The sequence below is a fragment of the Pseudarthrobacter sp. C4D7 genome, assembly GCF_013359725.1.
In the GTDB taxonomy this organism is placed as follows: domain Bacteria; phylum Actinomycetota; class Actinomycetes; order Actinomycetales; family Micrococcaceae; genus Arthrobacter.
On the sequence record NZ_JABFMW010000011.1, the window covers coordinates 83963 to 105061 of the forward strand.

20 protein-coding genes are annotated in these 21099 nt (G+C 66.0%); 13 read left to right on the plus strand and 7 right to left on the minus strand.

Translation table 11 applies throughout. The annotated features are described in order from the left end of the window. Nucleotides 1–57: 57 nt before the first annotated feature. The 4 genes from HNO81_RS10235 to HNO81_RS10250 all read left to right on the plus strand — a co-directional run bounded on the left by HNO81_RS10235 (nt 58) and on the right by HNO81_RS10250 (nt 3885). Complete coding sequence (locus HNO81_RS10235; protein WP_371818217.1) at nt 58–666, plus strand: cyclodeaminase/cyclohydrolase family protein; 609 nt, start codon at nt 58–60, stop codon at nt 664–666. A 302-nt stretch (nt 667–968) separates the two neighbouring features. Next, nucleotides 969–1817, plus strand: a complete 849-nt coding sequence (locus HNO81_RS10240) for a hypothetical protein (RefSeq protein ID WP_175318018.1) — start codon at nt 969–971, stop codon at nt 1815–1817. Between the two features lie 91 nt (nt 1818–1908). Next, nucleotides 1909–2931 carry a DUF320 domain-containing protein gene (locus tag HNO81_RS10245; protein WP_175318019.1) on the plus strand — a complete coding sequence of 341 codons (1023 nt, stop codon included), beginning with the start codon at nt 1909–1911 and terminating at the stop codon, nt 2929–2931. Between the two features lie 207 nt (nt 2932–3138). Next, entirely contained in the window at nt 3139–3885 is a 747-nt protein-coding gene (locus tag HNO81_RS10250; RefSeq protein WP_175318040.1) for an SDR family NAD(P)-dependent oxidoreductase, read from the plus strand. Between the two features lie 104 nt (nt 3886–3989). Here the strand turns inward: HNO81_RS10250 and HNO81_RS10255 are convergent, their stop codons facing one another. From HNO81_RS10255 to HNO81_RS10265, 3 genes are read right to left on the minus strand one after another with little or no spacing between them, the layout of a single operon-like run. Continuing rightward, on the minus strand, nt 3990–4952 hold the full coding sequence (locus HNO81_RS10255) for a ribokinase (RefSeq protein WP_175318020.1): 963 nt from the start codon (nt 4950–4952) through the stop codon (nt 3990–3992). Next, entirely contained in the window at nt 4949–6364 is a 1416-nt protein-coding gene (locus HNO81_RS10260) for an MFS transporter (protein WP_175318021.1), read from the minus strand. The genes HNO81_RS10255 and HNO81_RS10260 overlap by 4 nt, the downstream gene beginning before the upstream one ends. 15 nt (nt 6365–6379) lie before the next feature. After that, nucleotides 6380–7468, minus strand: a complete 1089-nt coding sequence (locus HNO81_RS10265) for a nucleoside hydrolase (RefSeq protein ID WP_371818219.1) — start codon at nt 7466–7468, stop codon at nt 6380–6382. A 267-nt stretch (nt 7469–7735) separates the two neighbouring features. Here HNO81_RS10265 and HNO81_RS10270 point away from each other — a divergent pair, with 267 nt between their 5' ends. Then, nucleotides 7736–8749 carry a LacI family DNA-binding transcriptional regulator gene (locus tag HNO81_RS10270; RefSeq protein ID WP_175318042.1) on the plus strand — a complete coding sequence of 338 codons (1014 nt, stop codon included), beginning with the start codon at nt 7736–7738 and terminating at the stop codon, nt 8747–8749. On the opposite strand, the gene HNO81_RS10275 is transcribed toward HNO81_RS10270, so the two are convergent. Further along, nucleotides 8706–10190: a M1 family metallopeptidase gene (locus tag HNO81_RS10275; protein ID WP_175318022.1), complete on the minus strand. Its 1485-nt coding sequence runs from the start codon at nt 10188–10190 to the stop codon at nt 8706–8708. The two genes, HNO81_RS10270 and HNO81_RS10275, sit on opposite strands and share 44 nt — an antisense overlap. Nucleotides 10191–10512: 322 nt before the next feature. Between HNO81_RS10275 and HNO81_RS10280 the strand changes: the two genes are divergently transcribed. The 3 genes from HNO81_RS10280 to HNO81_RS10285 are packed head-to-tail and all read left to right on the plus strand — an operon-like array spanning nt 10513 to nt 12604. Then, on the plus strand, nt 10513–11619 hold the full coding sequence (locus tag HNO81_RS10280; RefSeq protein ID WP_175318023.1) for a GTP pyrophosphokinase family protein: 1107 nt from the start codon (nt 10513–10515) through the stop codon (nt 11617–11619). Between the two features lie 5 nt (nt 11620–11624). Beyond that, nucleotides 11625–11933, plus strand: coding sequence for a hypothetical protein (locus HNO81_RS19980; RefSeq protein ID WP_217509285.1), 309 nt, complete (start codon nt 11625–11627; stop codon nt 11931–11933). Continuing rightward, complete coding sequence (locus tag HNO81_RS10285; RefSeq protein WP_217509286.1) at nt 11930–12604, plus strand: hypothetical protein; 675 nt, start codon at nt 11930–11932, stop codon at nt 12602–12604. The genes HNO81_RS19980 and HNO81_RS10285 overlap by 4 nt, the downstream gene beginning before the upstream one ends. 65 nt (nt 12605–12669) lie before the next feature. Here the strand turns inward: HNO81_RS10285 and HNO81_RS10290 are convergent, their stop codons facing one another. After that, on the minus strand, nt 12670–13569 hold the full coding sequence (locus tag HNO81_RS10290) for a response regulator (protein ID WP_371818218.1): 900 nt from the start codon (nt 13567–13569) through the stop codon (nt 12670–12672). 457 nt (nt 13570–14026) lie between these two features. On the opposite strand from HNO81_RS10290, the gene HNO81_RS10295 reads away from it, so the two are divergent. Further along, a complete protein-coding gene (locus tag HNO81_RS10295) occupies nt 14027–14428 on the plus strand; it encodes a VOC family protein (RefSeq protein ID WP_175318025.1) in 402 nt (133 codons plus the stop codon). Between the two features lie 119 nt (nt 14429–14547). On the opposite strand, the gene HNO81_RS10300 is transcribed toward HNO81_RS10295, so the two are convergent. Beyond that, a complete protein-coding gene (locus HNO81_RS10300) occupies nt 14548–15573 on the minus strand; it encodes a LacI family DNA-binding transcriptional regulator (protein WP_175318026.1) in 1026 nt (341 codons plus the stop codon). 10 nt (nt 15574–15583) lie between these two features. Next, a complete protein-coding gene (locus HNO81_RS10305; RefSeq protein WP_175318027.1) occupies nt 15584–16789 on the minus strand; it encodes a Gfo/Idh/MocA family protein in 1206 nt (401 codons plus the stop codon). A 206-nt stretch (nt 16790–16995) separates the two neighbouring features. Between HNO81_RS10305 and HNO81_RS10310 the strand changes: the two genes are divergently transcribed. The 4 genes from HNO81_RS10310 to HNO81_RS10325 form a co-directional block, all read left to right on the plus strand. Beyond that, on the plus strand, nt 16996–17937 hold the full coding sequence (locus tag HNO81_RS10310; protein WP_175318028.1) for a carbohydrate ABC transporter permease: 942 nt from the start codon (nt 16996–16998) through the stop codon (nt 17935–17937). 10 nt (nt 17938–17947) lie between these two features. Beyond that, complete coding sequence (locus HNO81_RS10315; protein ID WP_175318029.1) at nt 17948–18886, plus strand: carbohydrate ABC transporter permease; 939 nt, start codon at nt 17948–17950, stop codon at nt 18884–18886. A gap of 73 nt (nt 18887–18959) precedes the next feature. Next, complete coding sequence (locus HNO81_RS10320; RefSeq protein ID WP_175318030.1) at nt 18960–20297, plus strand: sugar ABC transporter substrate-binding protein; 1338 nt, start codon at nt 18960–18962, stop codon at nt 20295–20297. Between the two features lie 156 nt (nt 20298–20453). Next, nucleotides 20454–21099 (plus strand): glycoside hydrolase family 36 N-terminal domain-containing protein (locus HNO81_RS10325; protein WP_305791423.1); only part of this gene is annotated, 646 nt, incomplete at its 3' end.

Below are 21099 nucleotides of genomic sequence, written 5' to 3' on the forward strand. Positions count from 1 at the left end.
GCACGGTCCTGGAATGGAAAAGGCTGAAGCAACCACCCAGGGTTCCACCGTCGAGGAGTGGACCAGCGCGCTGGCGGAGTCCACAGGTTCACCGGGCGGAGCGGGACCGGCCTGATGCTGGCGGTGGCAGCCTCACTGACGTCGATGGTGGCCGGTTACAGCGGCGACGGAAACGACGACGGCGGGGAGGCGGCCGAGATCCGAACCCGCGCACAGGCGCTGCGCCGGGAAGCCCTGCAGCTGGCGGATGACGATGCGTCCGCCTCCAAAGCCTTCGGGGCCGCCTTCCGGCTGGATCCGGGACCGGAACGGGACGAGGCAATCCGCAGCGCATCGGTGAAAGCTGCCGCATCCTCCGCCGTCCTTGGCAAACGGGCCACCGCCGCAATTGACGACCTGTCCTGGCTGGCAACGCGCGGCAACCGTTCCCTGGTGGCGGACGTCGTGGTTGCTTTCGGGGCCCTCCGCGCTGCCGTGGCCGGCGCCCGGACCAACGTCAGTTTCGACCTCGGTTCCCTCCGCTCCACCGGCACCGGCCTGGAGCAGGTCCGCCGGCAGCACCCTGACCTTTGGGCCGCCGTCGAGAACCTCAACGCCGCCATGGACCGCATCGATGAGGTCACTGCCGCCATCGATCATCGCGCCGCCCCCACAGATACTGACTGACCCTGGCGGCAGAACGCGCCGCCCTGAACGTTCCAGGGCAGGGAAAAGTTTCATCCTTCCCGATTTCTCGAATCGTTGGACTTGTGCAGCGACCTGCGTTTATGGTGGAAAGCGTTGCTTTACGTAACGATCTCTGGGGGGAGGCGTTCCAAGTGCAGTCACAAAACAATAGCTGGGCGTTTCTTCGCCCCGTTCTGCTCGCTGCAGCGGCCGCCACGTCCTGGCTCGCAATTTCAGCGGGCGCAGCATCGGCCGACACGGGCCCATCCCAGGATTCCCTTCTCGGCGCCGTCGGCTCCTCCTTGAGTTCAGCGTCCAGCCATGCCACGCACCAGGTCAGCGATGTCCTGGAACCCGTCGCAGCTGCGCTGAACGGCGGCCTGGCCGAAGCGCCGGCATCCGCGGTCCCTTCCCTTATCCCCGCCCCGTCCGTGACCCCAGTGGTGCGCGACATCGCAAGCCTGGCTGACGACGTCGTCCAAAGTCTTCCGGTGGTCCGGACGGGCGTACCGGCAGGTACCGTCCAAGCCATCGCCGAACCCATCGCCGGCGCCGCCGACACAATCGTTGAGTCAACGGTCGGCACGGTTATTCCGGTGACGGAAACGGTGCTGGCCCCGCTGGATCCTGTCCTGGCACCAGTGACCGGGACAGTGCTCTCGCCGCCGGTAACCGCACCGCAGCTTCCGGATCTTTCCGATCCCGCCAGTGCCGTCATCCCCGATCCCGTGGTCCCTGAATTGCCGAATCCAGACGATCAGGACGGGACGGGCGCCGCCGCGGAAGCACTGCAGGCCCCAGCCGTGGACGAGCCATCGGTCATCGCGCCCGCGGCCCCGGTCATCCAGCCTGGAACGTCCACCAGCGGCCTGAACACCGGATTGACCGTACCAGCGCACGCATCAGCAACCGCCGATCCACCATCTTTCGCGGACCCGGCCCCGGGCAACGAGCCGGTGGGACCGCTTCCGAGCGCCCCGGTTTCCACGACTGGTGGCGCGGGCTCCTCCGGCGGCAGCGGGCCCACGGCTCCTGGTTATCTCAGCGCCAACCATTTCCACATCCCGGCGGCAGTCACAGATGCCGTCCACGGCCGGTTACTCACGGCCCCTGCACCGGTGTCATTCGACCCCGGATCTTCTCCTGATTAGTTGAGGCACTCCCCGCTGCGCTTCCGCGTGCGGGATACGAGCCATTTCCAGGGCCAGGCAGTAGGCCCATCCAACTTTCAGGAGAATTCCAATGAGTCATCGCAACATTCGCAGGTGCCTGCTTGGCACCGCATTCGCAGGCGGCCTCTTGGCGCTTGGCGGCGTTGCCGCCAATGCAGCCGACACCACTTCAGGTACAGACGGCCTGCTGTCCGGCACCCAGGTGGCAGCGCCCATCACCGTTCCCGTGAACCTCGGGGCCACCTCACTCGGACTGCTGGGCGACTCCGCAGCCAGCACCGAAACCGCGGGCACTGCAGCACCTGCACCTGCACCTGCACCGGCAACCACACCCGCAGCATCCACCAGCGGCACCGACGGCATCGCCTCCGGAACCCAAGTGGTGGCGCCCATCACCGTTCCCGTGAACCTCGGGGCCACCTCCGTGGGCCTCATCGGCGATTCGGCGGCCAGCGTGGAAGGCTCCGGAACCGGTGCGGGCAGCACGACGTCACCCGCACCGGCACCCGCACCCGCCGGATCCACCAGCGGCACCGACGGCATCGCCTCCGGAACCCAGGTGGTGGCACCGGTCACTGCCCCCATCAACTTGGGCGCCACCTCCGTGGGCCTCATCGGCGATTCGGCGGCCAGCGTGGAAGGCTCCGGAACCGGAGCGGGCACCACGACGGCACCCGCTGGTGCACCCGCCGGATCCACCAGCGGCACCGACGGCGTCCTCTCCGGGACCCAGATCGTCGCCCCGATAACGCTGCCGGTCTCCCTTGGGGCAACCTCGATTGGAACGGTGGGCGATTCGACCGCCACAGTAGTAACCCCGCCGGTCGTGACCACCCCGGTTGTCACCCCGCCCGTGGTTAATCCCCCCACGGTCACCACCCCGGATGCGGAAGTTCCGGCAGTCCGGGCCCCCGCAGGCAACACTGAGGTCCGCGCGGCAGCAGGAAACACGGCTCAGATGGCGCTGCGCTACTCCGCCGCGCCAACGGTCCTCGCCAACACGGGCGTGGACACCGGCCTGCTGACGGTCGGCCTGCTGTTCCTCGCCTTCGGCGTACTGCTGACCCTGGTCCTGCGCCGCAAGCGCAGCTAGCCAGCTCCAGGGCTGCGGCAGGTTGCTCCTACTGCCAGCCGCAGCCCGGATAAGGTCAGCGTCGCCCGCGGCACGGTCGTCCGTGCCGGGGGCCTGCGTCGCCGGGTGGTCGCTACCCTTGTGACACGGACCATCTTCGGCCCACGCTCGGTGGACCAGGTGTTCTCCGAAGTGACAATCAGGACAACCACCAGCGGGAGCAGGGACATGGCACGCGTCTTCATTACCGGGTCCACCGACGGACTGGGCCTCGCAGCGGCGGACACGCTCTTACGGGACGGGCACGACGTCATCGTGCACGCACGCTCTCAAAAAAGGCTCCCTGCCGTCCGGCACCTCCTGGACCGCGGGGCGCAGTGCGTCATCGGGGATCTCTCGGTCCTGGAGGATGTCCGGCAGATCGCGGAGGACGTCAATGGAATCGGCGGGATCAACGCCGTGATTCACAACGCCGGCGTCCTCAGCGGCCCGGCGCTGCTGCCGGTGAACGTCGTGGCCCCCTACGTGCTCACCGCCCTCATGCCAGGACCCCGGCGTCTCATCTACCTGAGCAGCGGCATGCACCGCGGCGGCGACACCGGCCTGGCCGGCCTGGACTGGGCAGGCCGCACGACGACGGCTTCCTACTCCACCACCAAGCTGCACGTCACTGCGCTGTCGGCAGCCGTGGCCCGGCTGGTTCCGGGCGTCGCCAGCAACGCCGTGGATCCCGGCTGGGTGCCCACCCGGATGGGCGGGCGGTCGGCCCCGGACAGCCTGGAACTGGGCCACCGCACCCAGGAGTGGCTGGCCACCAGTGATGACCCGGCCGCGTTATCCAGCGGCGGCTACTGGTACCACCACCACCGTCAAACCCCGCACGCGGCCGCCACCGACCCGCAGTTCCAAGACGCCCTGCTCGCGCAGCTCGCGCGCCACACAGGGGTTGCCCTTCCGGAATCGATTGCTCCATAAACGTCGTTTTGGGGCGCGAAAACGACAAGTACGGAGCAATCGACGGGGTTTTGTGCCGGTGGGGAGCTCTCGATGGTTCCGGCCGGGGGTTTAGGCCAAGGGTTTTAGGCCGTGCGGAGGCGGCGTTCGACGTCGGCCGCTTCCGGATACGCCGCCTGCGTCCCCTTGCGGGTGGTGGCCAGGGCCGCGGCAACGGAGGCGTATGCGGCGGCATCGGCGAGCGCATCGCCCGCGGCCAGCCGCACTGCGACGGCACCGGTGAACGCGTCGCCGGCCCCGGTGGTGTCCACGGCACCAACCGTGGTGGGGTGGACCCGCCCCACCCGGGCACCGTGCGGAGCCAGCGAGTCCAGCACCACGGACCCCTGCGACCCCAGGGTCACCAGGACCTGCTGGATGCCGCGCCCGGCGAACCGTTCGCGCACGGCATCCCATTCGCCCGCGGGAGCCTCGGCCCCGGGAACCTCGGAGTCCAGGAACAGCGCGGCCTCATGGGCGTTGACCAGCAGGACGTTCGCCAAGCCGGCCAGGGCTGCCGGGATCTCCGCATACGGCGACAGGTTCAGCAGCACTGTTGCGCCGGCGTCGTGCCCTGCCTGCGCTGCGGCCAGCACGGTGTCCATGCCAACCTCCAGGCAGAGGCTCACCACGGCGGCACCCTCCAGCGCGTCCGCGGCATCGGCGACGTCGGCCGGAGACAGGGTGCCGTTGGCACCGGCCGAGATGATGATGTTGTTCTCCCCGCGGGCGTCCACCGCGATGACGGCGACGCCTGTGGGCTCGCTGGAGGTGCGCACATGGCTGACATCCACGCCTGCCCCGGCCACCGACGCCTCCAGCATGTTGCCGTTGGCGTCCTCCCCCACGGCGCCCACCAGGCTGACATGCCCGCCCAGGCGGGCTGCGGCCACAGCCTGGTTGGCGCTCTTGCCGCCGGGATTCACCGCGAACCCGTTGCCATGGACCGTCTCACCGGGCTGCGGGAGCCGGTCGCAGTAGATGGTGAGGTCCGCGTTCAGGGAGCCGACGACGACGATCCGGCCCGAAGCGGCAGCCGCGGCACTCATGCGGCCACCTCGGCCTCAACCGGCTTGGGAATCAGCAGCGACGCCGCGAACGCTGCCACGGTGAGGGCCAGGCCCACCACCACGACAGTCAGGTACGACGCCGTCGCATCGCCCAGCGCGGAGGTGGCCACCAGGACGGCGGGCAGGATGAGGAAGCTCAGGCCCGCGCCCAGGTTGAAGGCGCCGGCGTTCATGCCGGGGAGGAAGCCGGGGTTGCCGGCGGGCGAGAGGACAACGCCGAGTCCGTTGAGCATGATGTTGACCGTACCGGCGTACATGATGCCCAGCAAGACCGTTCCGGCAATCATCATGGGCAGGCTGTGCAGGCCCAGGAACGCGATGACGGCGAGCGCGGCGATGCTGCCCAGCAGCCCGATCCGCAGCACCTTGGTGTAACCCAGGACAGGGGCGAGGCGTCCGCTGAGCGGGCCCACCAGCCAGCCCAGCAGGGCGTACGGGGTGAGGATGATCAGCGACATTTCGGTGGGACCCACACCGAAGCCGGGGTCGGCGGCCTGGACGTAAGCGGGCACGATGCCGTTGATGACGGCGAAGATGCCGGTCATGGTCAACGTGGTGGTGAGCAGCGGGGCCCAGGTGGCGCGCTGGCGCAGGTGCACCGTTTCCACCATGGGCCGGGCGGCGCGCTGTTCGGTGCGCCAGAAGGCGAAGAACGCGACGGCGGAGACCAGCACCAGCGCCAGGCTCAGCATCAGCGTGCCGGAGTCGAATCCGGCCACGAGCTTGGCGGCCTCGTTGAGCGCGGTAAGCAGGGCCCCCACGGCGACGACGATGAAGAACACGCCGCGCCAGTCCATTCGGGTGCCGGCGCCGGGCTTGCTCTCGGTGGCGAGGAACATGATGAGGGCGGTGGCCGCGAGGGCCAGGACCACCATCAGCCAGAAGATGCTGCGGAAGCCGAAGTGCTCGGCGAAGTAGCCGCCCACGAAGGAGTCCACACCGGCCACGCCGCCGTTGACGGCGGTGATGAGGCCCATGAGGGTGCCGTACTTGCGGGGGTTGCTGACGGCGGAGCGCAGCATGATCAGGCAGAGCGGGACGGTGGGTCCGCTGACGCCCTGGATGATGCGGCCCACGAAGAGCCAGGTGATGTCCGGGGCCAGCGCGGCGATCACGGAGCCCACGGCCATGAGCAGCATCATGCCCACCAGGACCTTCTTGCGGCCGATGATGTCGCTCAGGCGCGGAAGGAACAGGGAGAACAGGGCGGCGGCGGTGAAGAACCAGGTCTGGGAGAGCCCGATCAGGGCCTGGTCCGCTTTGAGTTCCTGGCCCATGGTCACCAGGGCGGGGCTGAGCATGGAGGCGTTGAGCTGGAACGCCACGCAGGCGGCCAGCAGTGCGGTCATGAGGGCGGCGATGTTGCCGCGGCCGGTCCTGGTTTCAGTCATGGTTGCGGTGGCCATCTACTTGACCCCTCCGGCGGTGAGCTGGGCACCTTCGTTGAGTTCGACGTCGGACGCGCCGGCGCCGGTGTTTGTGGCACCGGCGCCGGGCTCGCCAATGCGGACCAGCGCGTCGGTGACCAGGTCCCAGAACCGTGCGTGGTCCAGGTCCACGGCCACGCTGGTGTGGCAATCGGCCGGTGCGGGGGCGCGGAAGTCGGCCACGGTCATGCCCAGGGTGAGCGTGCCCTGGAGTTCGATGTTCACGGGGACCTTGCGGGTGCTGACGATGCTGGGGTCGATCACGTACGCGACCGCGCAGGGATCGTGGACCGGTGGGTGGTCGAAGCCCTGGGCGTCCTTGTAGGTGTGCGCGAAGAAGTCCATCAGTTCGGTGACGAACTTCGCCGGCCCGGTGCCGATCGCTGCGATTTTCTCCACGACGTCCGGGGTGGCCAGCGCCTGGTGGGTGAGGTCCAGGCCCACCATCACCACCGGCCACTTCTCGTTGAAGACAATGTGCGCGGCTTCGGGGTCGATGATGATGTTGAACTCGGCCACGGCGCTCCAGTTGCCCACGTGGTAGCCGCCGCCCATGAGGACCACTTCCTTGACCCGTTCCACGATGCGCGGTTCCTTGCGGGCGGCCAAGGCGATGTTGGTCAGGCCGGCGGTGGGGACCAGGGTGACGGTGCCGGGTTCGTGCGCCATGACGGTGTCGATGATGAGGTCGACGGCGTGGCGCGGGTCCAGTTCAATGGTGGACTCAGGAAGCGCGGGGCCGTCCATGCCGGACTCGCCGTGGATGTCCGGCGCGGTTTCGATGCTGCGGACCAGCGGGCGGGGGCAGCCGGCGGCGAAGGGGACGCCGGTGATGCCGGCGATGGTGCCGACGGCCAGGGCGTTGCGGGTGACTTTTTCGAGGGTCTGGTTGCCCACCACCGTGGTGACGGCCAGGAGTTCGATGTCGGGGTTGCCGTGCGCCAGCAGGAGGGCCACGGCGTCATCGTGGCCGGGGTCGCAGTCCAGAATGATCTTCCTGGGCCCTGCCGGGTTCGTCCGGGACTGATTCGCTGGGGGATGAGGTTCCACGATGGTGCTCCACGTCATTGGGGCCTGCCGGGGAGGCAGGGGTTTCAGTATTCCGGGAGTGATCATGGCAGCATTCTGTGGCCTACGTCAAACGCTTGACGTGGCTTCGGCATCATCGCACGTCAAACGCTTGATGCCTTGACTGGCATGGAAGTCGGCAGCCTTGGCCGGGCCGGTCTTTCCGGGCCGGGCCCGCTGGGGTCCGGGGGCTACTACGATCAACGTATGGATTCCGGGGAACAGGTGCAGCAGCAACGTCCGCGGCCGCGGCGGGTGACGGCGGCGATGGTCGCCGCGCGGGCCGGTGTTTCGGTGGCCACGGTGTCCCTGGTGGCCAATGGCAAGACGGCCGGCCGGGTGGCCGAAGACAACATCTCCCGGGTGCGTGACGCCATTGCGGAACTGGGCTACGTGGTGGACGGCATCGGCAGTTCCCTGGCCAAAGGCGTCAGCTCGGTCGTGATCCTGGTGGCGCCGGACATCTCCAACCCGTTCTTCGCCAAGGTCATCGCCGGCGTGCGGGAATCCCTGGGCCCGCAGTACCAGCTGCTGCTGTCCGTCACCGAGGCCGGCGAATTTCCGAAGGCCGACGACGTGCGGCGGCTGATGTCCCTGCGTCCGGCGGGCCTGCTGGTGGACGCACCCAACGCGGGATTCCTCGAAGACCTCGCGTCGCCGTCGCCCCTTGTCCTGCTCGACGCACCGGGGCTGGAGGCCTACGCGCCCTCCGTGAACCTGGATGTCGCCAGCGGGGCACGCCAGCTGGCGGCGCACCTGGCGGACGCCGGGCACCGGGAAGCGGCCTATGTGGACAGCGTGACCGGCACGGAGACGTTCGCGGTGCGGCGCGCGGCATTCCTGTCGGAGGCAGCAGCGCGCGGCATCACCGTCACCCCGGAGCGCATCATCAGCACCACCATCGACGTCGGGGAGGCGGCGGCGGCGTTCGCCCACGCCTGGCCGGAATGGCAGCATGCGGGGGTAACCGCCGTCGCCTGTGCCACCGACACCCATGCATATGGTGTCCTTCAGGAGGCCCGCGTGGAGGGCGTTCGAATTCCGGAGGAGCTGGCCGTGGCCGGGTTCGATGACCTGCCCTATTCGGCCACCAGCAACCCGGGCCTGACCAGCGTTCACCTGCCCGCCACTGCCCTGGGACAGAGGGCCGGCGAGCAACTCCGCCTGCTCATGGAGGGCAAGCCGCTGGAACACGGCGGCGTCACCCTGGAGACGTCCCTGGTGGTGCGCGGTTCCACTACGGCATCGCCGGCCGGTCACCTTCCCGCAGCCAGTCGTTGAAGAACGCGCCCAGCTGCCGGCCGGAGGCGTCCTCCATCACTTTTTCGAAATCTTCGGTGGTAGCGGAGGAATTGGCATGGTGTTCCAGCCACTCCCTGGCGCCGGCGAAGAACGCCTCATCCCCCACTTTGGCGCGGAGGGCGTGGAGCGCGGCGGCTCCACGGAGATAGACGGGCCCGGAGAACAGGTTGTCCCGTCCGGGATCGGTGATGTCCATGCTCCAAAGGTTCCCGCTGTCCAGTTCCGCTACGGTGTCGGCGAACTGTTGGGCCACCGTTGCCTTGCCGGTGTGCCCGGCCCACAGCCACTCGATGTAGGTTGCCCAGCCTTCGTTGAGCCAGATGTCCTTCCAGTCCGCCGGACTGACGCTGTTGCCGAACCACTGGTGGCCCAGTTCGTGGACAACCGTGCCCTCTTCAGCAACCCCTGAATAGACGGGACGGGTCTGGGTTTCCAGGGCGTAGTCGACGGAGTCGTCGTCCACGATCGCGCCGAAAGCTTCGAACGGGTAGCGTCCGAACAGGTCCGAGAGGAACGTGATCATCTGGGGCTGCAAGGCGAGGGCTGCGTTGGTGGTTTCAAGGTCCGGTCCTGTCACATCGCGGTCCACCGCGTTGATGATCGGCAGGCCGTGGGGCCCCTTGCCGTAGGACAGGGTGAAGTCTCCCACGCTGGCCGTGGCCAGGTAGCTGGCCATCGGATCCGCTGCTTCCCAGCTCCACGTGGTCCATCCGCCGCTGGTCCTGGGCCTGCCGTCGGGCAGGCCGTTGGCCACCGCCGTCTTCCCTTCCGGGACCGTGATGTGGAAGGAGTACGTGGCCTTGTCCTCGGGGTCGTCGTTGACCGGGAACCACGTGGGCGCGCCGTCGGGTTCGTTGACCACCATGGCGCCGTCAGCGGTGGTGACCCAGCCGTAGAGAGCCCCGGTGGTGTCCTCGGGACGGCCGGTGGCGCCCCCGTAATCAATGGTGACGGTGGCCTCCTGGCCTTCCTTCAGTTTTGGCCGCAGGCCCACGGTGAGTTCCCAGGTGCGGCTGGCGTCGTCCTGCACCTGCGTCCATTCGGCCGGTCCGGCACCGCGGTTGACGTCCTTGCCGTCCACGTCGACGCCGGTCACGGCCAGCCCGCGCAGGTCGAAGTTGAGGGCGTCCAGGTCCTGGGTGGCACGGAGGGTGATGGTTGCCTCCGCCGTAAGCTTCCCGGCCAGCACGGAGGGGTGCCGCGGCGGCGCGTAGTGGAGGTCGAGATCGTAGTGCAGGACGTCGTATCCGCCGTTGCCAGCAGAGGGAAAGTAGGGGTCCCCGCTTCCCGCGGCACCAGGTGCATAGTGCCCCGGGCCGTCATGGGGTGACCCCTGTGCTGCGTTGATACCGGCCCCACCGGCTGCGATCAGCGCCACTGCTGCCGCGGCAATGCGCCGTGTCCTGGTCAGGTTTGTCATGGTTGCAGTCCCTGGAAAGTGCAGGCGACAGGGAGCCCCGCTCACTGTATTGACGCTCACGCCGCCGGATGGAAAATTCGTGTGCCTTCGCGGCGACCAGACCTGTACCGGCGGCTTAGTGCCGCTGCCCCCAGTTGGGAAGGAATCTAGGCGTCCCCGTGCGGCGCGTCAACACTTTGGCGCCCCCTGCCGGCCCCCTATCGCGTCCCCTGGCAGCCTCCGAGGCGGAAGGGGGATTGGCGCGGGTACGCAACGGCACCGCCGCCACGGGACGGCTTCGCGCCGCCGTCGTTCTGTCGGAGCCCAGCCGTAAGCTGGACCCATGGCGAGTAACTGGGAAAGTCTGGACGCACCGCTGCGGGAGTCGGTGCAGCACAACGTGGAGATCTACGAGCGTGTGCGGCCTGCCCTGAAGCTGGTGACCCGGGATGTCCTGCTGATCATGCGGGACATGCTGAAGGGCAGTGAGGTCACGCCGCTGTTCGTCACCGGCCGGACCAAGACGGTGGAATCCTTCAAGGAAAAGATCTCGCGCACCGAGGAGCCGCTGGAACCGGGTGGGCGGAGGCTCCTGAAGTTCCCGGACCCGTTCCGCACGCTCAATGACATGGTGGGCATCCGGGTGATCACCAAGCTGCCGGCAGAAAACGCCGCCGTGGCCAATATCATCAAGCGCCAGCGCCAGCTTTTCGACTGCCGCGGCGACCGCGAAAAGGACATCGGCTCCATCGAGTCCGGCACGTACGGGTATTCCAGCCGGCACCTGATCCTGCGCACCATCCAGAATGAAGCCGTCAAGGAGTACCAGAAGGTCTTCAATCCGGACCTGCAGCCCAACGGCAGTTATTTCTTCGAGTGCCAGATCCGCACCATCTTTGCCCACGCGTGGAGCGAGATCGAGCACGACATCCGGTTCAAGGCCGAGGACCCGCGCGCGTGGACACCGCATTTCGACCGGCAGTTCACGGCCACGGCGGCCATGCTGGAAACCGTGGAAACGGCGTTCTCCGACCTTCATGAAAGCTATGAGGAAGTCCGCGGCTACTGGGACATGGACGGCGAAGGCGCGGCTCCGCTGACGCCCAACCGCATCCGGGACGTCTGGCGAACCCTGCTCCCGCATGTGGACCGCAAGGTGGACGATGACTGGGGCTGGGCCGCGGAGCTCCTGGCCGCGCACGGGCTCAACCAGACCATGCAGCTGGCCGGGCTGCTCAGCGCCAACCAGATCACGGAGGTCCGCAAGGCCCTGGACCACCGCTACTCCCCCGGACCGGACCGGCTCCTGGACGACCTTCTCCTCTGGCAGTACGGCACCAGGCATATCGACCTCACCGCGGAAGAGCCCGACGCCGTACCGCACCCGCGGCGGGACAGCCTCCTGCGGCGGCTGCGGCAGATCGAGCGGTACAGGATGACGAAGAAGTAGGACCCATGGTGGAACCTGTGCGGCTGGTCCTGTCCGGCTTCGGCGCCGTGGGGCATGCGTTTCTCGATGCTGTCCTGGAGCAGGGTCCGCTGGTGCAGGTCGCCGCCGTCCGGGGCCACACTGCCGAGGCTTTGTTGACGCCGGGTTCCGCTGTGCCGGAGCGCTCCTCGTGGGGCCGGCTTCAGCCCATCGGGGCGACGCTGGCCCGGACCGGCGCCACCGTGCTGGTCCAGGCCCTGCCCTCGTCGCCGGAGGCCCACGCGCGCGCTCTGCAGGAAGCGGTTGCCGCCTTGCGGAGGGGGTGGATGTGGTGACAGCAACCAAAAGCCACGTGTTGAGCCATTGGCGCGTCCTGGAGCGCGCGGCTGCCGAGGGCGGGAGCCGGATCCGCATCTCAGGGGCCACCGGCGCCGCGCTCCCCACGGCGGACATGGCCCGCGTCGCGCTGAGGGGCATGGGCTGCAACGCTGTCCGGGCCTGCCCCAACGGAACGTCCACGTTTGTTTTGGATGAACTTGCCCGCGGTGCCGGGCTGGAGTCCGCAGTCCGGGAGGCGCAGCGCCGCGGCATCGCGGAGGCAGACCCGTCCGCGGACCTGTCCGGGAAGGATTCAGCCACGAAAGTCCGGCTTATCGCCGGGCTCCTCTGGGACTGGGACGTTTCCACCATCGCGGTGGAGACGGAGCCCATTGCCTTTTCCACGGCTGCCACGGCCTTGGCTGCCGCCGGGTCCGGACGTCGTTTACGCGCTGTGGCGGCCGCGTCGCTTGAACGCCCCATGGTGGTGACGGTCCGCCTGGAAGCCGTGCCGGCGGGAGACCCGCTTTTCGCCATTGCCGGCCCGGAGAAGGCGATGGTTTTCAGCTGCCCGGACGCAGGGGACATCACCGTCCAGGGCGGGCGCTCCAGCCCCAAGGGCGCGGCCTTCGCAATGCTGAAGGATGTGCTCAACGTGGGCAGGGTAGCCAGCGCGGGGTTCCGCTAGCCGGCCGTATTTCCGCGGTTGAACGGTCTCCAGGAGCATGACCGCGGCGAAACTGCACGGCCCGTTCAGTGCGGGTCACGGCCGGGCGCGCTGCCTGTGCCAGAGGGGTCTGCCGGCCCTGATGTCCGTTCCTCAGGGCCTACAACTTTCATCCTGCGGGTGTTTGCGGCGTGAGTCCGGGGGCGGGTAACGGCCAAGGCGTCAGCAAGCCGCATGGCGTCCAAGAGCAGGATGCTGTGCGACGGCGGCATGCTGCCTGCCTCGCTGGTGCAGATAATCAGCGCGGCGGTGACTTCCGCGATCAGGTCCGGGTCACGGCTGCGCCGGTACTCCCGTGCAGGGTCTCCTGTGTCTTCGAGTTCTCCGGAGACGAAGATGGCGACCTCGGTCCTTCGTGCCATGTCGAATTTCATCAGCACAGAGGAGACCATGTTCTTCACGGTCTTTTCGGCCAGGAACATTTCCTGTCCGATTTGTCCGTTGGTCAACCCACGGGCAACCCCTGCCGCCACTTTCATTTCCTGCTTTGAAAGCATCCCCAACCGCCCGTCAGGCCCGTTATTCCCGTCGGCGTGGATCGGGGCCAGGATGCCGGTCTGAAACCGACGACTGAAGGCTGTGTACCCTTGCATTGCCCTCCGGATCAGCCTGAGCAGTTCTTCATTGTCGTCCCGTTGCGACAGACATCCCCACGCTCCGGCCAGGATCGCCCCGATCAGCACGGCTTCGTCGGTTTCACCTGTCATCAGCACGCACCGGATGGTGGCATCTGCGGCTGCGATAGTTCGGCACAGCCCGGCACCGGAGCCGTCGGGAAGGTCATCGTCAATGATCGTCAGGTCGGGACGCAGCGCGGGGATCCGCCGCGCCGCCTGACGGACAGAGCCCGACTCGCCGGCAACGGTGAACCCGTTGTCCAACAACAGCCCCCGCAGACCCCGGCCCACGAGCTCTTCACCGGTCACAACGAATACGCTCCCGAAAGAAGGCGACGCCAAAACGGGTTGATGGCCAGTGGCCATATTCGCTTCCGTTCATCCGGCCCCTGAAACCCGAAGGCGATTGTTAGTCTCCTGCTGCCACCCTGGCCCCACCGTGAAAAGGAGAACAGTTACCTAACCCCCAGGTCTCTGTCGAAAAGCGAACGAACCTGCCGTCTTACGTACAGGCTAGCCCTATACGCAGAGTCCTGACGGCCGCGGGGCCTTTTCATTTTTGCTTGCAGCCATACAGCCGCGACGCCAGTGCCTCGAAGCCTGCCGGGGCTTCCGTCCCCGATGCCGGGTCCCCGCGGTGCACTCCACCCCTGAACAATAGGACGGACACCTCCACAGGTGGCCGTCTGCCCCGCCGAAGAATCCGGGTCTCGCCAGACCCAACCCGTCCGGCGGATCTGCCGTCGTCGCTGTGTATGCTGTGGCCATGACGGCGCCGCAAATTTATGTCATATTTCCCGGTACGGCGCGTGAAGCCCTCCGCTTCTATGCGGACGTCTTCGGCGGCGAGCTTTCCCTGTTCAGTTATCAGGAATTCAACCGGGACGACGGACCAGCGGACGCGATAGCCCATGGCGTGCTGTCCGGGGCAGTCGCCGTGGCCGGAGCGGACGCGGCGGCTGGCCAGGCATCGGTGCGGTCGGAAGGGTTGATGCTCTCGTTGCTGGGAACCTCCGAACCTGCAGTTCTTCACGGGTGGTTCGACATGCTGTCTGACGGCGGCCGGGTGGTTGATCCGCTTGGCGTAAAGTCATGGGGTGCGGCTGATGGCCAGGTCATCGACCGTTATGGTCTGCACTGGCTCATCGGTTACGAATTGGCCCCGTGAAGGCGCGTGTTTGAGGGCACGTGCAACCGAGTGACGGTACGGGCTGCCGGCCCTTGGGTGTTTTCTTTGCGGCCCGCTTTTCGGGAACCCAATCTGCTACGGCAGCCGCCGATTGGGAGTCAGATCCGTCGGCAGCCGCAGGATTGCCGTACCTGCAGAGTTGTTGGAAAGATCAAGTGTTCGGAGTTGACGTTTCGGCGGCCTCCAATGAGGGCGCTGACAGCGGCTTTTGCCATGGCCTGTGCCGGTTGTTTTACTGTGGTCAGCGGCGGCCAGGTGTACTCCGCCTCCTCGGATCCGTCGAATGCGGCTATGGCGATGTCGTCGGGAATTGACCGACCGGCTTCATGCAGTGCCCGCATGATGCCGATTGCCTGCATGTCTGAGCTGGCAAAAATCGCAGTGGGTTGGATTGCTGACGCAAGCAGCCGCTGACCGGCAGCGTATCCACCAGCCCTGGTGAAGAGGCTTCGGACGATGGGACCTTCAGGGAGGCCAGCCTCAGTAAGAGCCTGCAACCATCCCTGTTCGCGTCCGTCGAGGAAGTTCCCTGCGTTCGTTCCCATTGCCAGTGCGATAGTGGTGTGTCCGTGGCCAATGAGGTGCTCGACCGCGGATTTGGCCCCTGCAAACAGGTCAACGCCGACGCTGTTGAAGCCCGGGGCGTCGGCGCTGTGGTTGAGGAGGACCGTGCGTATGTCTGCCGATTCAAGGTCGGCGAGGTCTGGTTCCATCAGTACGCTGGACAGGATCACGCCGTCGACCTGCCGGGATGCCAGGTTGCGGATGTTCCTGCGTTCCTTGGTGAGGTTTCCGTCTGAATTGGTGAGGAGCAGCGCATACCCGAGTTCCGCGGCCGCATCCTCCACAGCGTGGGCCAGCAGTGAAAAGAACGGGTTGCCGTTATCGGGGATGACAAGCCCGATGGTTTCGGTGGATCCCAGCTTCAGTGCCCTCGCTGCGGCGTTGGGGCGGTAGCCCAGGACGCGGATGGCGTCCTGGACTTTTGCCTCGGTCGCGGGGGCGACTTTCTTGGGACCCTTGTTAACTACATAACTGACGACGGCGGTGCTCACGCCGGCATATCTGGCCACGTCCTTGCGGGTCACAGGGCCCCGTGTGGCTTGGGCTACCGGAGAAGTCATGCTGTCCATCTTAGGTATGAGCAGTACCCGGCGCATCGCCGAAGTCACGGATGGGAAGCCGAACGCCGCCGTGCAAAGCAGACTGGTGGGCCACTATTCCGGGGAGGGTGAAACGGGCGGCCACCCAGGCGTTAACAGGCGGCAGGGTGCCATTATTCACAGCCGTGACGAAGTCATCCACCAGGAAATGATGGCTTCCCTCGTGCCCGTTCGGCGCGCCCAGGAACTCCTCGGGAAGTCGCTTCGGGTCGTGGACCGGCGCGAGGCCGGAAACGAAAGCATCCCTCAGTTCCGGCGCCACGTTAGCGAGCGACGGATCGTCAAGGGAGATGCTGGGCCGGGTCTCCAGTTGCTCCGAAATGTCGTGGACGTTGCGCTTGTCCTGCCACACCGTGACTTTCGCAAGCTGCTCGAAGCTGGCCTCAGTGCCGAAGAACCGGAACCGGGACTCCCGGATATGGGAGGGGTAGCCCACCCGGCGCATTTCGTTGGTGCGCATAACTCCACCATCGTTCAGCTCAAACAGCGCCGTTGCGTTGGAGAAATCGTTGCTGAACATGCTGACGTCCTTGTCGAAGACGCCGTCATTGCGGTCATCCTTGACTCCGACGCAGCTGACGCTGACGGCATGGGCGGGAATGGCACCCAGTACCCCGCCGACGGCGTGGGTGGGATACAGCATGGGTGGGTAGCTGGCGGTTTCCTTCCACCGTTCGCCGCCGCTGTACCGGTAGGCGTCATAAAAGCCAAGGTCCATGTCGTGGACATAGTCGCCCTCAGCATAAAAGATCCGGCCGAAGTTCCCGGCCGCGTGCTGCTCCCGGGCATAGACGGTGGCCGGGTTGTAGTAGCTGGTCTCCCCCATCATGTACACCAGGCCCGTGTCCCGCACCGCGTCGATGATGCGGGCGATCTCGTCCTCGGATATCGCCATGGGGACGGCTGAATAGACGTGCTTGCCGGCCCTGAGTGCCTGTTCCACCAGGGGTCCGTGCGTCCAGCGCTGCGTGAAGATGGCGACGGCGTCCACATCGGAGGCCAGGAGTTCCTCGAAGCTTGATTTTGCGCCCGCGAGACCGTAGCGGTCCACGGTTTCCGAAGCCCGCTCCGGAAGCTCGTCGACAATGTGCACGGCACTGACACCGGGGTGAAGGTTGAACAGGTGGGCGAACTGGCCACCGAACTGGCCGGCGCCTACTACACCGATTGAAAACATCTTTGTTTTGCTGCCTTTCCTTGGACCGATCGTCCCCGTTTTACTGTCCACGTAGTCTCGCACCAGAATCTACTCGGGTCAATGCAGACTTGGCCGGGAAGAGAAAGATCCAATGTAAAACAGGGAAAAGATCTTGCGCCTGGATTTCTACTCGTATAGATTCTTCGGCAGTAGTTATCCTCATCACAGTCAGGAAAGGGTCGAAGATGACCACCCTTGCCACACGCTCCCGTTCCGCTTCACGGGCTGCTTTCTCATCCGGGCCACGGGGCAGCCACCGCCGGTTTGGAGACCTCAGGGTTGCGCTGCTGTTCATTGCTCCGGCCATGATCGGGTTCGTCGTTTTCTACGTCCTGCCAACAATTCGCGGCATCTATCTGAGCTTCACGGAGTACAACATCCTGGGTGAGCCGGAATGGATCGGGATGGAGAACTACCAGGCAATTGCCAAGGATCCACTGTTCTGGAATTCGCTGGCCGTCACCGGCCAGTACGTGTTCCTGAACATCGCACTGCAGACGGCCCTGGCCCTTGGCCTCGCGCTGCTGATGCACAACGTGGCCAAATCCACCCTCATCCGGGGCACGTTGCTCCTGCCATACCTGATGTCCAACGTCATCGCAGCTCTGCTGTGGTTCTGGATGCTGGACTACCAGATCGGCGTCGTGAACCAGTTCATCGAGTGGGCCGGGTTGCCCAGGGTGGCGTTCTTCGGCAGCGAAGAGTGGGCAATTCCCACCCAGGCGGTGATCAACACGTGGCGGCACATGGGCTACACGGCGCTCCTCATCTTCGCCGGCCTGCAGTCCATCCCGGGACACGTCTATGAGGTGGCAAAACTGGACGGCGCATCGGCGTGGCAGACCTTCCGCAAAATCACCATTCCGCTGCTGCGTCCGGTCCTGGTTCTGGTCCTGGTGGTCACCGTCATCGGATCCTTCCAGGTCTTCGACACCGTCGCGGTGACCACCGGCGGCGGCCCGGTCAACGCAACCCGCGTCATCCAGTACTACATCTACCAGCGGGCCTTCACCGAGTCGGACTTCGGCTACGGATCGGCCATCGCCGTCATTCTCTTCATCATCCTCGCCCTGGTGGCCTTCATCCAGATGAAGTTCCTCAAGGGTAACGAGTCGGACCTGGACTAAGGAGTCCTCCATGACCACCACCGCAAGCCGCGCCCCGCTCGCAAAACCCGCCGGCCGCCGTCGTCCATCCCGGCCCCGCTTCAATGCAGGCCGTACCGGCGCCTGGGCCCTGCTGATCCTGGCTATCGCCGTCTCCGTCCTGCCCTTCCTGTGGGTGCTGCGGACCGCGTTGTCCACCAACAACGCCCTGGCCGGCAACGCAAGCAGCCTCCTGCCGGCAGACTTCACCCTGGGCGCCTTCAAGCGCGTCTTCGGACTCCAGACGCCGGCTGAAGCAGTTGCCGAAGGCGGCTCCGGCGCAGCCATCGATTTCTGGGTCTACCTCCGCAACTCGGTGGTCTTCTCCTCCATCACCACCGCCGGCGCCGTATTTTTCAGCGCCATGGCCGCCTATGCCTTCGCACGGCTCCGGTGGAAGGGCCGCAACGCCGTGTTCAGCCTCTTCCTCGGCACCATGCTGGTCCCGCCGATCTTCACGGCGCTGCCCAACTTCCTGCTGATCAAGAACCTGGACCTGCTGAACACCATGCTCGGAATGGTCTTGCCCTACGTCTTCATGACCCCGTTCGCCATCTTCTTCCTGCGGCAGTTCTTCCTGAACATGTCCCGCGAGGTGGAGGAGGCGGCCATGCTCGACGGCGCCAAGCACCTTCGCATCTTCTTCCAGATTGTGCTCCCCAACGCCGCCGCCCCCATCGCCACCCTTGCACTGCTCACCTTCATCGGCCAGTGGAATGAATACTTCTGGCCACTGCTGGTCGGTTCCCAGGACGATGTACGAGTCCTGCAGGTTGGACTCGGCGTCTTCAAATCGCAATCGCCCCAAGGCGCTCCGGACTGGTCCGGTCTGATGGCCGCCACGCTGGTATCAGCCCTGCCCGTCCTGATCCTCTTCGCCGCCTTCGGCAAGAAGATCGTCAACTCCATCGGTTTCTCCGGCATCAAATAGCTCACCCGCTTCACTCCGTTAGCTCTGCGCGGGCCATGGTGGCCTGCCCGGATCCACCCCGAAAGGACCTGTCATGAAGAAGAAAGCAACCGCGATCGCTGCTGCGGCCGCAGCAGTCCTGGCCCTCTCCGCCTGCGGTAACGGCGGCTCCGCCGAATCCGCAAAGGGCGAGATCAACTACTGGTTGTGGGACGCCAACCAGCTCCCCGCCTACCAGCAGTGCGCCGACGACTTCCACACGGCAAACCCGGACATCAGTGTCAAGATCACCCAACGCGGCTGGGACGATTACTGGAGCACCCTCACCAACGGTTTCGTCGGCGGCACCGCCCCCGATGTGTTCACCGACCACCTCGGACGGTACGGCGAACTGGCAAAGAACAAGCAACTCCTCGCCATCGATGACGCTGTAAGCAGGGACAAAGTGGACCTCTCGGCCTACAACGACGGCCTCGCCGACCTCTGGGTTGGCCAGGACGGCAAGCGGTACGGCCTTCCGAAGGACTGGGACACCATCGGCCTGTTCTACAACAAAGCCATGCTCAGTGATGCCGGTATCTCCGAAGACCAAATGAAGAGCCTTACGTGGAACCCCCAGGACGGCGGCAGCTACGAAAAGGTCATCGCCCACCTCACCGTGGACAAGAGCGGCAAGCGCGGCGACGAGCCCGGGTTCGACAAGAACAACGTGGCCGTTTACGGGCTGGGCCTGAACGGTGGCGGCGATTCCTCCGGCCAGACCGAGTGGAGTTACCTGACCAACACCACCGGCTGGTCCCACACGGACAAAAACCCGTGGGGCACCCACTACAACTACGACGACCCCAAGTTCCAGGAAAGCATGACCTGGTTCGCCGGGATGGCTGACAAGGGCTACATGCCCATGCTGGAGACCACGGTCGGCGCCAGCATGGCTGACACCTTCGCCGCCGGAAAGTCCGCCATCAACGCCCACGGTTCGTGGATGATCGGCCAGTACACCGGCTACAAGGGCATCGAAGTTGGGATTGCACCTACCCCGGTGGGGCCGGAGGGCAAGCGCGCGTCCATGTTCAACGGCCTCGCCGACTCCATCTGGGCCGGGACCAAGAAGAAGGACGCATCTATTAAATGGGTCGAATACCTGGCTTCTTCGGCTTGCCAGGACGTCGTGGCTTCCAAGGCCGTGGTGTTCCCGGCACTGAAGGCGTCCTCGGATAAAGCCGCTGAAGCATTCACGGCCAAGGGCGTCGACGTCACCGCGTTCACCGAACAGGTCAAGAACAAGACCACCTTCCTGTACCCGATCACGGACAACACGGCCAAGGTGAAGGGCATCATGAAACCCGCCATGGACGCAGTGGTTTCCGGCAAGGCCCCGGCCAGCTCCCTGACGGCGGCTAACGAACAGGTCAACGCCCTCTTCAAGTAGCCTCCAACTCCCAGATGCGGCTGCGTATGTGGTCGCAGCCATCCGCCGGGCGCCGCCGTTCCCTTCCTCGCAACGGCGGTCCCCGGCCCCCTTTCCCCCTTTGAGCTACCCGTACCGCGTCACCGTACGCACACTGGAAATACCGAAAGAGATCCTATGGACCCCCTGCACCTCCGTTCCGCCGGCACCAGCCTGGTGGTCAGCTTCGACAGCGAGGAGGCCGAGGTCATCCATTGGGGCGCGGATCTTGGCAACACCCTGCCGGACCTGGCCATCCTCGGTGAGCCAGTCCCCCACTCCGCCATCGACGCCAGGGTTTCTGGCGGCCTCCTGCCGCAGGCCTCCTCCAGTTGGCGTGGGCGCCCCGGTCTGCGCGGGCACCGCATCGCCGACGGCGTCTCCGGTCTGGACTTTTCACCCCGCCTCCGCACGTTGGCAGCGAGCACCGATGGCAACACCGCCGTCATCGACCAGTCCGATCCGGACGCCGGGCTCTCCGTCGAATCCATCCTCACGCTGCATCCCGGCGGGCTGTTGGAACTGCGCCACACCGTCACCAACGACGGAACCACCCCGTTCCAGGTGGATGAACTGGCAACCGTACTGCCGGTGGCGCCGGACGCCGTCGAACTCCTGGACCTGACCGGGCGCTGGTGCCGGGAACGCCAGCCCCAGCGCCACCGGATCCAACAGGGCACTTGGGTCCGGACCGGGCGGCACGGCCGCACCGGGCATGATTCTTCCCTGCTGTTCGCCGCCGGCACCCAGGGCTTCGGCAACCGGCACGGCAAGGTCTGGGCCA

What these genes read in the sequence shown, in the direction of transcription:
- HNO81_RS10265 (WP_371818219.1), bottom strand. Translation starts at nt 7,468, where the DNA reads ATGACGTGGAGCACCATCGTGGAACCTCATCCCCCAGCGAATCAGTCC.
- HNO81_RS10250 (WP_175318040.1), top strand. Translation starts at nt 3,139, where the DNA reads ATGGCACGCGTCTTCATTACCGGGTCCACCGACGGACTGGGCCTCGCA.
- HNO81_RS10255 (WP_175318020.1), bottom strand. Translation starts at nt 4,952, where the DNA reads ATGAGTGCCGCGGCTGCCGCTTCGGGCCGGATCGTCGTCGTCGGCTCC.
- HNO81_RS10320 (WP_175318030.1), top strand. Translation starts at nt 18,960, where the DNA reads ATGAAGAAGAAAGCAACCGCGATCGCTGCTGCGGCCGCAGCAGTCCTG.
- HNO81_RS10315 (WP_175318029.1), top strand. Translation starts at nt 17,948, where the DNA reads ATGACCACCACCGCAAGCCGCGCCCCGCTCGCAAAACCCGCCGGCCGC.
- HNO81_RS10300 (WP_175318026.1), bottom strand. Translation starts at nt 15,573, where the DNA reads ATGACTTCTCCGGTAGCCCAAGCCACACGGGGCCCTGTGACCCGCAAG.
- HNO81_RS10295 (WP_175318025.1), top strand. Translation starts at nt 14,027, where the DNA reads ATGACGGCGCCGCAAATTTATGTCATATTTCCCGGTACGGCGCGTGAA.
- HNO81_RS10280 (WP_175318023.1), top strand. Translation starts at nt 10,513, where the DNA reads ATGGCGAGTAACTGGGAAAGTCTGGACGCACCGCTGCGGGAGTCGGTG.
- HNO81_RS10275 (WP_175318022.1), bottom strand. Translation starts at nt 10,190, where the DNA reads ATGACAAACCTGACCAGGACACGGCGCATTGCCGCGGCAGCAGTGGCG.
- HNO81_RS10310 (WP_175318028.1), top strand. Translation starts at nt 16,996, where the DNA reads ATGACCACCCTTGCCACACGCTCCCGTTCCGCTTCACGGGCTGCTTTC.
- HNO81_RS19980 (WP_217509285.1), top strand. Translation starts at nt 11,625, where the DNA reads ATGGTGGAACCTGTGCGGCTGGTCCTGTCCGGCTTCGGCGCCGTGGGG.
- HNO81_RS10260 (WP_175318021.1), bottom strand. Translation starts at nt 6,364, where the DNA reads ATGACTGAAACCAGGACCGGCCGCGGCAACATCGCCGCCCTCATGACC.
- HNO81_RS10270 (WP_175318042.1), top strand. Translation starts at nt 7,736, where the DNA reads ATGGTCGCCGCGCGGGCCGGTGTTTCGGTGGCCACGGTGTCCCTGGTG.
- HNO81_RS10305 (WP_175318027.1), bottom strand. Translation starts at nt 16,789, where the DNA reads ATGTTTTCAATCGGTGTAGTAGGCGCCGGCCAGTTCGGTGGCCAGTTC.
- HNO81_RS10245 (WP_175318019.1), top strand. Translation starts at nt 1,909, where the DNA reads ATGAGTCATCGCAACATTCGCAGGTGCCTGCTTGGCACCGCATTCGCA.